Below are 6319 nucleotides of genomic sequence, written 5' to 3' on the forward strand. Positions count from 1 at the left end.
CTCGACTACACCGGCTTCGAGCCCGCCCCCTCCACCTCCTCCCAGACCGCCTGGGCCCTGCTGGCCATGATGTCGGCCGGCGAGGCGGACCACCCGGCGGTGGCGCGCGGCGTGAAGTGGCTGCAGGACCACCAGGGCGAGGACGGCCTGTGGCCGGAGGAAGTCTTCACCGGCGGCGGCTTCCCGCGCGTCTTCTACCTTCGCTACCACGGCTACCGGAAGTTTTTCCCGCTTTGGGCGCTGGCGCGGTATCGCAACCTGATGCGGAGCAACTCGCGCCAGGTGGAATACGGGATGTGAGGGACGACTTCGTCGCGCTACCCTGGCGTGTTATGAGGAATGATGGCGCAGCCTGAACCTTCGTTCTGCGATGATGTGGACGCCGATGCGGAAGCCGCCGCCGACGCTGAAGGACTGGCGGACATAGAAGCTGGTCGAACTGTCAGCGGTGAAGCGGTGGTTCGCTGGATACGTTCCTGGTTCACCGACGATGAGCTTCCCACGCCACGGATCGGCGACTGAGCCCGCAGCCAGATTTGCCGCCTACAAACCTCTACACGGTACGACTTACAGCTTCGGCCCTTCGCGAGCTCAGCGAAATCCGCAGCTACATCAAGGCTCAGGGCGCGCCAATTGCATCGGAAACTACTGTCGCCCGGCTTGCTGACGCGGTGGAAGGTCTCAAGACCTTCCCACATCGAGGCCGGTTGATCGGGCGCGATGTACGCGAGATCGTCACCGTGCGTCCCTACATCATCCGCTATCGCATCCGCTCGGACGCCTTGCAGATCATCCGAATCCGACATGGCGCGCGAACGCCCGGCTGAACCGGCAGCGGAGAACAAGCGGCAACTGTCCACATGGCGGCGGCCGGCTAGACGGCGTAGCTTTGGCCTCGATCTTTGACAGGCCCAGGGCCCAGGCCTTGTTCCGGGCGCCCGCGAACTCACGCCGCCTCAGGTGCGGGACTAAGACCGTGCTGCGGCGGCGGACGGGCCGCCGCGCCAGGGTCCTAAGTGGTTAAAGGCGCTGTCTCCGCGCCCTGGAGACGCCCAGGTATGTCTGCTTATCGCACGGGCGCTGATGGAAGAGTTCGACCCATAGCTGACTCAAAGGCGCAGGATCATTAACCAGCCGTAAGACCAAATAGATAGAAGCGGCAGGGGCAAGAAGCTAAACAAAACACCTTGCGTATAGCGCTCCCGGATTAGCTGCACCAAGCCGATAAGCGGTAGAATGGTACAAGCGGGGAACCAGACCCAACCTCCGATGATGATTACTGCTACAGGTTTTTGATGAAACGAAAGTGATGTTCCCATAGTGATGAGCAGCCCAGCAAAAAGGCCTGCCACGTTAAAGAGAGTCGAGAGGACCGCGATGGGCACGAGGATGAGCGGTCGCACAGCCAGTTCCGATTTTCCCCAACGCTACATCGGGAAATGTCGCCTTTCCACCCTCAAGCGGCTCTTTAAACGTCCGCTTGCAGGGAGCGTCACGACATGGCTAGGCCTGGGCCATGATCGCGCCGCTCATCGCCGTTGTCGGGCTCCAGCGGGAAGCTAGGCTGGTGACGCGCCCCGGGATCGTGGCGGTGGCGAGCGGCGGAGACGCCCTGGGTCTGCAGGCGCGGATCGGGCGGCTCACTGAGCGACAGCGTCCGCGCGCCATAGTCAGCGTCGGGTTGGGCGGAGCACTCTCGCCGGGGCTCGATGTGGGCGACTGGGTCGTCGCCGACCGGATCGTGCAGGGCGCGCAGTCATGGTGGACGGATGCCCTGCTCACAGGGCGGCTGCTGGCCGCGATGCGACCCGGCTTCACAGGCGCGATCGCGGGGAGCGACGTGATGGTGGTGGATGCGGCGGCCAAGGCCGCGCTGCACACCGCCACGGGGGCGCTCGCGGTGGACATGGAGAGCCATGTCGCCGCCGCCTTCGCCACCGCGCACGGTATTCCCTTTGCGGCGCTGAGGGTCATCTCCGATGGCGCAGGCCGCGCCCTGCCCAGGGCCGCCCAAGCGGGCATGAAGGCGGACGGCGGGATGGATGTCCTCGCCGTCCTGAAGGCCCTGGCGCGCGACCCGCGCCAGCTCCCGGCCCTGATCCGCACGGGCCGGGAGGCGGAAGTCGCCTTCCGCCAGCTGGCGCTACTGAACCGTCACGACCTTCTTGGACGCCTTGGGGTTGGCGATGCGGATCTCGGTGAGCTTGCGCTCGACGTGGTCTGAGAAGACGTAGTCGGCCTTGCGCTGGTTGGCGAGGCTGATGTCCGGGGCCATGGGACCTTCGGTCTTCACGCCGCGCATCGAGACCATGAACATCTTCAGCGGGTTCTTCACCGCGTCCGTCGTGGCGGTGCCCTCGAAGCCGCAGTGGACCATGCAATCGGCGCACTTCTCGTATTTGCCGACGCCGTAGTCGTCCCACTTGGTGTCGTCCATCAGCTCGCGGAAGGTCTTGGTGTAGCCTTCGCCGAGCAGGTAGCAGGGCTTCTGCCAGCCGAACACGGTGCGCGCCGGCATGGACCAGGGCGTGCACTCATAAGTCTGGTTGCCGGCCAGGAAGTCCAGGAACAGGGAGGAGTTGGTGAACGACCAGGCCTTGCCCCCCTTGCCACGCTTCAGCACGTCGCGGAAGAACTGCTTGGTCTTGGCGCGGTTGAGGAAATGCTCCTGGTCCGGTGCGCGCTCATAGGCGTAGCCGGGTGAAATGGTGATCCCGTCACAGCCGACGGCCTTCATGTCGTCGAAGAAGGCGGCCAGCCGCTCCGGGTCGGCGCCGTCGAAGACGGTGCAGTTGATCTGGGTGCGGAAGCCCTTGGACTTGGCGAGCTGGATGGCCTCCACCGCCTTCTGGTAGACGCCGTCCTCGCACACCGACTTGTCGTGCATGGCCTGGTCTCCATCCAGGTGGATAGACCAGGTTAAGAACTCGTTCGGCTCGTACTGATCGATCTTCTTCTTCATCAGTAGCGCGTTGGTGCAGAGGATGACGAACTTCTTCTTGGCGATGAAGCCCTTGACGATCCTGGGCATGTCGCGGTGCAACAGCGGCTCGCCGCCAGCGATGGAGACGGCGGGGGCGCCGCACTCGTCGATAGCTTCCATGCACTGTTCGTAGGAGAGGCGCTGGTTAAGGATCTCGTCGGGATAGTCGATCTTGCCGCAGCCGGCGCAGGCCAGGTTGCAGCGGAACAGCGGCTCCAGCATCAGCACGAGGGGATAGCGCTTCACGCCCGTGATCTGCTGCTTCATCACATAGGCCCCGATCCGGGCCGCCTGCTGCAGGGGAAAGCCCATGCCGCACTCCTCATCTGGCTGCGTCCAGAGAGGGACACAGCGGGGGTAAGCCGCGCCGGGGCGCGAGGGTTCAGTCTAGGCGGGAACCTGCTCGGCCCGCGCCTCGGCGGGCGTGCGCAGTTCGGCAGGCAGGCGGAACTCGATGTCTTCCCGGATGCCATTCATTTGGGTAACCTCGACCGCGTTGGTAAGTCTCAAGACTTCGATCACGCTCAGGATCAGCTCCTCCGGGGCCGAGGCGCCGGCGGTGAGGCCCACGGTCTGCACGCCCGCCACCCAGGCTGGGTCGAGCTCGCCCCCGTCGGCGATCAGATAGCTCGGCAAGCCCTCTTCCGTTCCGATCTCACAGAGCCGGTTGGAGTTGGAGCTGTTCTTGGCGCCGACCACCAGCAGCACGTCCACCACCTTGCAGAGCTCGCGCACAGCGGTCTGGCGGTTCTGGGTGGCGTAGCAGATGTCGGTGGTCTCGGGCCCCGTGATGTCGGTGAACTGGGCCTTGAGCGCCGCGATCACCGCGCGGGTGTCGTCCACGCTGAGGGTGGTCTGGGTGACGTAGGCCAGGGGCGCATCGGTGGGGAAGTCCAGCGCCGCCACGTCCTCGGTGGTGGAGACCAGCGCCACCGGCGCGTCCACCTGGCCCATGGTGCCTTCCACCTCCGGGTGGCCGGCGTGGCCGATCAGGATCAGGCCGCGACCGCGGGCGACGTAGCGGTTGGCCTGGTTGTGCACCTTGGCCACCAGGGGGCAGGTGGCGTCGAGCACCGGCAGGCCGCGTAGGCGCGCCTCGGTCTCGATGGTGCGGGAGACGCCGTGGGCGCTGAAGACGGTGACGGCGCCGTCGGGCACCTCGTCCAGCTCCTCGACGAACAGGGCGCCCTTGGCCTTGAGGTTGTCCACCACGTGCCGGTTGTGGACGATCTCGTGGCGGACATAGACCGGCTGGCCATACAGGGTCAGGGCGCGTTCGACGATGTCGATGGCGCGCACGACGCCGGCGCAGAACCCCCTCGGCTGAGCCAGGACCACCCGCAATTCTATCTCCTCGCCCCGGGGCCGGCGGCCGACGCCTGCAGCCTGATCCGGGCCGCAGACGATTCCGTCTTAGCCGTTCAGACTAGGTCGCGAAGCCGGACGTGGAAACCTCAGAGCGCAACCGTATCGGCCACAGTGGCCGATTTGACCGATGTTGGTGCCTCCAGGTCACGCTATGGACCCGGCCGGCGGGGTAGACGGCGGCGAGCTTCGGCGTCTAGGCCGAGGCGGTGCGAACATGGGGTCGGAGATGAACATACAGGTGGCGCACGCCGAGCCGGCGCTCCTCCAGGATGCCCTGGCCGATGCGGCGCTCGCGGTGAATGCAGAGCTGGACCGTCTGCTGCCGCGCACGCACGCGCCGTATGGGCGCGTCCAGGACGCCATGCGCTACGCCATCACGGTGGGCGGCAAGCGCATGCGGCCGTTCCTGATCCTTGAGGGTGCGGCCCTATTCGGCGCGCCGCGGGAGCGGGCGCTGCGGGCCGCCGCCGCAATCGAGATGGTGCACACCTATTCGCTGGTGCACGACGACCTGCCCTGCATGGACGACGACGACCTGCGCCGCGGCCAGCCCACCACCCACAAGAGGTTCGACGAGGCGACCGCGGTGCTCGCCGGCGACGCCCTGCTGACGCTCGCCTTCGAGGTGCTGGCCAACCCTGCAACCCACCCGGACGCGGAGGTGCGATGCAGCCTGAGCGCGCGGCTGGCCCGGGCCAGCGGCGCTGAGGGCATGGTGGGCGGCCAGATGATGGACATCGTGGCGCCTGAGCACGCGTTCGGGGCGGAGGATGTGGCCCTGCTGCAGCGGATGAAGACGGGCGCCCTGTTCGAGTTCGCCTGCGAGGCCGGACCGATCCTGGGCCAGGCTGACGCGGCGGATTACGAGCGGCTGCGCGCCTACGCCCACGACCTGGGGCTGGCGTTCCAGATCGCCGACGACCTGATCGACGCCACCTCCACGGCGGAAAAGGCCGGCAAGGCCGTCGGCAAGGACGCCGACGCCGGCAAGGCGACGCTGGTCTCGCTGATGGGGGTGGACGGCGCCCGGCGCGAGGCTCTGCGGATCGCCGAGCGGGCCGCCGCGGTGCTGCAGCCCTACGGCCCGGCCGCCGAGGCGATGCGCCGCCTGCCCGCCTTCCTGGTCGAGCGCGATGCCTGAGCGGCGAGCAACCAAGCCCGTCAGGCCACGTTCAGCGAGCGATCCCTAGCTTGGCCGGCGCGGCCCGCTGCACGCGCCGAATCGAGGACGCCCTGATCATGAGACCTGTGACCTCCGCCCTTTGCGCCCTGGCCCTGGTCGGTGCGGTCGGACCGGCGGCGCTGGTCCCCGTAGCGGCCCTGGCCCAGGCCAGCGACCCCGCCGCCCAGCAGGTGCAGCGCTTCGACGACACCCTGCTGGCCGCCATGAAGCAGGGCCGCTCGCTCGGTTTCCGCGGCCGCTACAGCCGTTTGGAGCCGGCGGTGAAGGAGACCTTCGACCTGCCGCTAATGATCCGGTTCGCCGTGGGCCAGTCCTGGAGCACGATGTCGCCGTCGGACCAGTCGGCCCTGCTGGCGGCGTTCACCCGCTACAGCACCTCCACCTGGGCGAAGAACTTCTCCAGCTACAGCGGCCAGCGCTTCGAGGTGGGCAAGGTGGACACCCGGGGGCCCGACAAGCTTGTCCACACCCAGCTGATCAGCTCCGGCGAGGCCACCGACCTCGCCTACCGCATGCGCCAGACCACCAGCGGCCAGTGGAAGGTGATCGACGTCTATTTCAACGGCAGCATAAGCCAGCTGAGCCAGCAGCGCGCCGACTACGCCAGCACGCTCGCGAGCGGAGGCGCGCCGGCGCTGGTGAAGAAGATCAACGACTTGTCGGACAAGGCTGGGGGCTGACGCCCAGGATCAGTTCGGCCACGCCCTCCCGCCCGTGATCCTCAGGCTCGTCCCGAGGATCGAGTTGTCGACCGCCGGGCGCTATCGCGCCGCAGGCGTGCAGCC

Annotated in this window: 7 protein-coding genes and 1 pseudogene; 6 read left to right on the forward strand and 2 right to left on the reverse strand. The window is 67.1% G+C overall.

All coding sequences use genetic code 11. From position 1 onward, the window contains the following. From HUV06_RS13915 to HUV06_RS13935, 4 genes and pseudogenes are all read left to right on the forward strand, one after another. Positions 1-300: pseudogene (locus HUV06_RS13915) on the forward strand (hypothetical protein); the annotation flags it as partial. A 42-nt stretch (positions 301-342) separates the two neighbouring features. Further along, positions 343-522 carry a CopG family transcriptional regulator gene (locus HUV06_RS13920; RefSeq protein ID WP_174301853.1) on the forward strand — a complete coding sequence of 60 codons (180 nt, stop codon included), beginning with the start codon at positions 343-345 and terminating at the stop codon, positions 520-522. A 14-nt stretch (positions 523-536) separates the two neighbouring features. Beyond that, the gene (locus HUV06_RS13925) at positions 537-827 is read left to right on the forward strand and encodes a type II toxin-antitoxin system RelE/ParE family toxin (RefSeq protein ID WP_174301854.1); all 291 of its coding nucleotides are present in this window, start codon (positions 537-539) and stop codon (positions 825-827) included. A 689-nt stretch (positions 828-1516) separates the two neighbouring features. After that, positions 1517-2224, forward strand: coding sequence for a hopanoid-associated phosphorylase (locus tag HUV06_RS13935; RefSeq protein ID WP_174301856.1), 708 nt, complete (start codon positions 1517-1519; stop codon positions 2222-2224). On the opposite strand, the gene hpnH is transcribed toward HUV06_RS13935, so the two are convergent. Both hpnH and ispH read right to left on the reverse strand, forming a co-directional pair. Continuing rightward, positions 2144-3295 (reverse strand): adenosyl-hopene transferase HpnH, encoded by a 1152-nt coding sequence (gene hpnH, locus HUV06_RS13940; RefSeq protein ID WP_174301857.1) that lies wholly within the window; start codon positions 3293-3295, stop codon positions 2144-2146. The two genes, HUV06_RS13935 and hpnH, sit on opposite strands and share 81 nt — an antisense overlap. Before the next feature lie 75 nt (positions 3296-3370). Further along, on the reverse strand, positions 3371-4321 hold the full coding sequence (ispH, locus tag HUV06_RS13945) for a 4-hydroxy-3-methylbut-2-enyl diphosphate reductase (RefSeq protein ID WP_371811083.1): 951 nt from the start codon (positions 4319-4321) through the stop codon (positions 3371-3373). 256 nt (positions 4322-4577) lie between these two features. Here ispH and HUV06_RS13950 point away from each other — a divergent pair, with 256 nt between their 5' ends. Continuing rightward, a complete protein-coding gene (locus HUV06_RS13950) occupies positions 4578-5492 on the forward strand; it encodes a polyprenyl synthetase family protein (RefSeq protein WP_174301859.1) in 915 nt (304 codons plus the stop codon). A gap of 98 nt (positions 5493-5590) precedes the next feature. Next, positions 5591-6214: an ABC transporter substrate-binding protein gene (locus HUV06_RS13955; RefSeq protein ID WP_174301860.1), complete on the forward strand. Its 624-nt coding sequence runs from the start codon at positions 5591-5593 to the stop codon at positions 6212-6214. Positions 6215-6319 lie beyond the last annotated feature (105 nt).

The organism is Caulobacter sp. S45, assembly GCF_903642205.1.
GTDB lineage: Bacteria > Pseudomonadota > Alphaproteobacteria > Caulobacterales > Caulobacteraceae > CAHJWH01.